3 protein-coding genes are annotated in these 4761 nt (G+C 42.1%); all 3 read right to left on the bottom strand.

The features are described 5' to 3' along the window. Positions 1–2927 (bottom strand): DNA polymerase III subunit alpha (gene dnaE / locus ACJHV0_RS03085; RefSeq protein WP_483133351.1); only part of this gene is annotated, 2927 nt, incomplete at its 3' end. A gap of 84 nt (positions 2928–3011) precedes the next feature. Further along, entirely contained in the window at positions 3012–4109 is a 1098-nt protein-coding gene (gene lptG, locus ACJHV0_RS03080; protein ID WP_334254186.1) for an LPS export ABC transporter permease LptG, read from the bottom strand. Beyond that, on the bottom strand, positions 4109–4761 hold a 653-nt coding region (locus tag ACJHV0_RS03075), incomplete at its 5' end, for an LptF/LptG family permease (protein ID WP_483133350.1). The genes ACJHV0_RS03075 and lptG, both read right to left, overlap by 1 nt.

The following is a 4761-nucleotide window of genomic DNA, read 5'->3' as shown; positions in this document are numbered from 1 at the left end:
GCATAGTGCGATAGCTCTTTTAAGAACCTGCCAATTGGATGCCCGCTTAAATAAAGCCCTAACGTCGCCCTCTCTCCGTCTAAAATCGTTTGTTCCGACCATTTCGGTGTGTTCGCATAAGCATTTTGCACCTCTTCAGGTGTTTCAGTCAGCACGCCGAACATATCACTCTGTCCAAGCTCTTCCATTTTGCTGTGCTGATCCGAGGCTTTTAATGCATCTTCTAAATTTTTCATTAAAGCTGCACGATGCGGACCTAATTTATCAAACGCTCCGGACATAATCAGACTTTCAAAAGTACGGCGGTTAATTTTTTTCAGATCGACACGGGCAGTTAAATCAAACAGATCGGTAAAACGCCCACCTTGATTGCGAGCCTCCAAAATCGCTTCAATCGGACCTTCCCCCACGCCTTTAATTGCCCCTAAGCCGTAAACAATTTCGCCTTTTTCGTTTACGCTGAAACGGTGTTTTCCGCTATTCACATCAGGTGGTACAACCGTTAAGCCCATATTGATACATTCATCATAAAAGCCAACAATCTTATCGGTATTGTCCATCTCTGAAGTCATTACCGCCGCCATAAATTCTGCCGGATAATGGGCTTTGAGCCAAAGGGTTTGGTAAGACACCAACGCATAAGCTGCTGAGTGTGATTTGTTAAAACCATAGCCGGCGAATTTTTCCACTAAGTCAAAAATTGCCCCTGCGAGTTTACCGTCAATCCCTTTTGATTCCGCCCCTTTTTCAAAGACTTCACGTTGAGCAGCCATTTCTTCCGGCTTTTTCTTACCCATCGCACGGCGAAGTAAGTCCGCTCCACCGAGTGTATAACCGGCAAGCTCTTGGGCAATCTGCATTACCTGCTCTTGGTAAACAATAACGCCATAGGTTGGCTCTAAAATAGGTTTTAAGCATTCGTGTTGATATTCAGGATCAGGGTAAGACACTTCTTCCTTGCCGTGTTTACGGTCGATAAAGTTCTGCACCATTCCCGACTCCAGCGGACCCGGGCGGAATAATGCCACCAAAGCGATAATATCTTCAAAACAGTCCGGTTTTAGACGAGAAATCAGATCTTTCATTCCACGGCTTTCAAGCTGGAACACCGCCGTGGTTTTTGCCGCTAATAGCAGATCAAAAGATTTTTTATCATCAAGCGGAATACTTTCTATGCGAACCGGTTCTTTCCCTTCTCGTTCAAGGCGAGCATTCACCATCTCTAATGCCCATTTGATGATGGTTAGAGTCCTTAAGCCTAAGAAGTCAAATTTCACCAATCCTGCATATTCCACATCATTTTTATCAAAATGGGTAACAGGGTGTAAGCCTTCACTATCACAATAAAGTGGCGAGAAATCGGTGATCGCAGTAGGAGCAATTACCACGCCTCCTGCGTGCTTACCGGCATTTCGGGTTACGCCCTCAAGCTTGCGAGCCATATCGATCAGATCTTTCACTTCCTCATCGGCTTCATACAGTTCAGGGAGTTTTGGTTCAGCGGCAAAAGCTTTTTCTAATGTCATTCCCGGATCGGGTGGAATCAGCTTGGAAATTCTGTCCACAAAGCTATAAGGATGTCCAAGCACACGCCCCACATCACGAATTACCGCTTTTGCAGCCATCGTTCCGAAGGTAATAATTTGCGATACCGCTTGGCGACCGTAAGTTTCTGCCACGTGTTCAATCACACGATCTCGCCCATCCATACAGAAATCGACATCAAAATCGGGCATTGAAACCCGCTCAGGGTTTAAAAAACGTTCAAAAAGTAAGTCAAATTCCAGCGGATCTAAATCGGTAATTTTAAGTGCATAAGCCACCAACGAGCCCGCTCCCGAACCACGTCCCGGACCAACCGGAATATCGTTATCTTTCGACCATTGAATAAATTCCATCACGATCAGGAAGTAGCCCGGAAAGCCCATTTGGTTAATTACATCTAATTCAACTTGCAATCTTTCGTCATAAACTGACCGCTTGTTAGCCCTTTCCTCACGGTCAGGGAATAAAAACTCAAGGCGTTCTTCTAAACCTTCTCTTGATTTTTTCACTAAAAAATCTTCGGTTGAAAGATCGCCTGTCGGGAAATTTGGCAGGAAATATTCGCCTAAACGCACTGTAACCGAGCAGCGTTTTGCAATTTCTACCGTATTCGCTAAGGCACTCGGCAAGTCTGCAAACAGCTTACACATTTCCTCTTCTGAGCGGAAATATTGCTTTGGAGAATATTTTTTGGGGCGTTTCGGATCATCTAAAGTATAGCTGTCGTGAATTGCTACGCGGATTTCGTGAGCATCAAAGTCATCTTCTTTTAAGAAAACAACATCATTCACCGCCACTAAAGGAATTGCATTTTTTTGGGAAAATTCGACCGCTTGTTTAATGTAGCGTTCTTCGTCTGCTCGTCCTGTGCGGCAAACCGACATATAAAAATGATTTGGGTAATATTGTTGATAAAAAGAGAGTTTCTCAGCAGCTTCCGATAGATTTTCTTTAAGTAAGGCTTTACCCACATCGCCCATTCGTCCGCCTGAAAGCACAATAATGCCTTCATTCAGCTCAGCTAGCCATTCTCTCTCTACCATTGGAAATTCAATGTATCCTTGTTGATAGGCTTTGGAGAGAATTTGGGTAATATTGTGGTATCCTTTATTGTTTTTAGCTAATAGCGTTAGCTCAAAATAATCATCACTACCAGTATCCGATTTAACATATACATCAGCACCGATAATCGGTTTAATACCTGAGCCCAGTGCTTCGCCATAAAATTTCACCAAGCCGCAGAAGTTGGTAAAGTCGGTTAAGCCCATCGCCACCATATTATTGGCAACTGCTGCTTTGACTAATGATTTCACTTTGGCTAAACCGTTAATCATTGAGAAATCACTGTGAACTTTTAAATGGACGAAACGACAATCAGACATAATGCTAAGGTAGAATTAAGATTTAAAGGAATATTCAAGCGGTCATTTTTGCAAAAAATGTTGTAAAAATAACCGCTTGTAAAATTAATCACGTTTTTTGCTTAGTAACCACCAAACAATTACCAGACAGAGCAAACTTGGAATTAATGCCCCAACCGGCACAGGCAGCCAAGTGGCAATAAGACTTAAATTCCCAAATACAATGTTCGCCACGTAGAACATAAAGCCGGCAACAATCCCGATAACAATTTTCGCCCCCATCGTACTACTACGAAGCGGTCCGAAAATAAAGGAGATCGCAAGTAACATCATCACCGCCATTGAGATCGGCTGGAATACTTTACGCCAGAACGTAATTTCGAAGCGTTTCGGATCTTGCCCGGTGTCTTTTAAAAAGCCAACATAATCCGCCAAGCCAGAAATAGACAGTGATTCAGGCTTAAGTGAAACAATCCCTAATTTGCTTGGCGTTAAGCTGGTTTGCCAACCTTGATCGGGTTGCTTGCCTTGCTGGATCTGATTCTCACCAAGTTCTGATTTTTCAACGTTAGAGAGTATCCAGCCTTTTTCATCGCTATATTGAGCCTCACTCGCTCGTAATACCGATTGCAATTCACGTTTATTTTCGCCTTCGCCAAATTCGTAAATAAGTACGTTACTCAGGCTTTTTTCATTATTGATACGGTTGATATAGATAAATGAGTTTCCATCTTTCGCCCAAAAACCATCTTTGGTAGCAAGCATTGAGCCACCACTTTGAGCAATAGAACGCATATTACGGGCAAATTGTTCGGTTTGCGGTACGCCCCATTCGCCTATAATCATTGTAAAGATCACAAGTGGCAATGCGGTTTTCATTACCGCTAAACCAATGCGGAAGCGAGAAAAACCGGAGGCTTGCATTACAACTAACTCACTACGGCTGGCAAGATTTCCCAAGCCTAAAAGAGAACCTAATAAAGCTGCAATCGGAAAAAAGGTTTCAATATCTCTTGGAATAGTTAAAAAGGTGTAATAAGCCGCTTTCAAACCATCGTAAGAGCCTCGTCCAACATCACGAAATTCCTCTACAAATTTAATGATTGCCCCAAGCCCTACCAATAAAAATAGAGTGAGGAAAATTGCCGATAAAATCGTTTTACCGATGTAGCGTTCTAAAATGTTCATTGAGAAAATTTTCATTATGCCACCGCCTTATTAGTGATTTTTTTAGCACTAAACTGATAGCGTAATTTAGACATAAATTTACCATTCCACATATTCAACACAATACCTAAAATTAAAAAGGCAACGGAGACTAACGGCATTAAAATTTCTGCATTTAGCTTGCCCGATCCACCCGATGATTTGAGTGAGCTTTGCAGTAGGAAATAGATTAAATAAAGCAATAGTGCAGGCAATAATTTAGCAAAACGTCCTTGTCGAGGGTTTACGCTACTCATCGGTACTGCCAATAACGCCATTAACGGCACGGCAAAAATTAACGCTAAACGCCAATGTAATTCAGCTTTTGCTTCCGGACTATTGGTTTCCATTAATGTTTTAAAATCGGCACGTTGTACTAATTTTTCGTCCGATTCCACATCTTGATAACCTAAATAAGCGGAATAATTTTCAAAGTGAGAAATACGGAAGTCAGCACTTTGCGGCGTACCCTCAAAACGTTTGCTTTCTGCTAACGTTAAAACCTGATCACCATTTGGCAAACCTTGTAAAGTACCATTTTCAGCCACCACGACCGAAGGTTTGTTATTTTTTTGCTGTTCCGGTTGGAAAACGTAAATATCATTAAGGCTACTATTTTCAATTTTATCAATAAATAATACATAACCAC

Source organism: Mannheimia sp. (assembly GCF_056854775.1).
Note: the sequence above shows the minus strand (reverse complement) of the source record. Positions and strands in the feature narration are given on the sequence as shown.

What these genes read in the sequence shown, in the direction of transcription:
- lptG (WP_334254186.1), bottom strand. Translation starts at nt 4,109, where the DNA reads ATGAAAATTTTCTCAATGAACATTTTAGAACGCTACATCGGTAAAACG.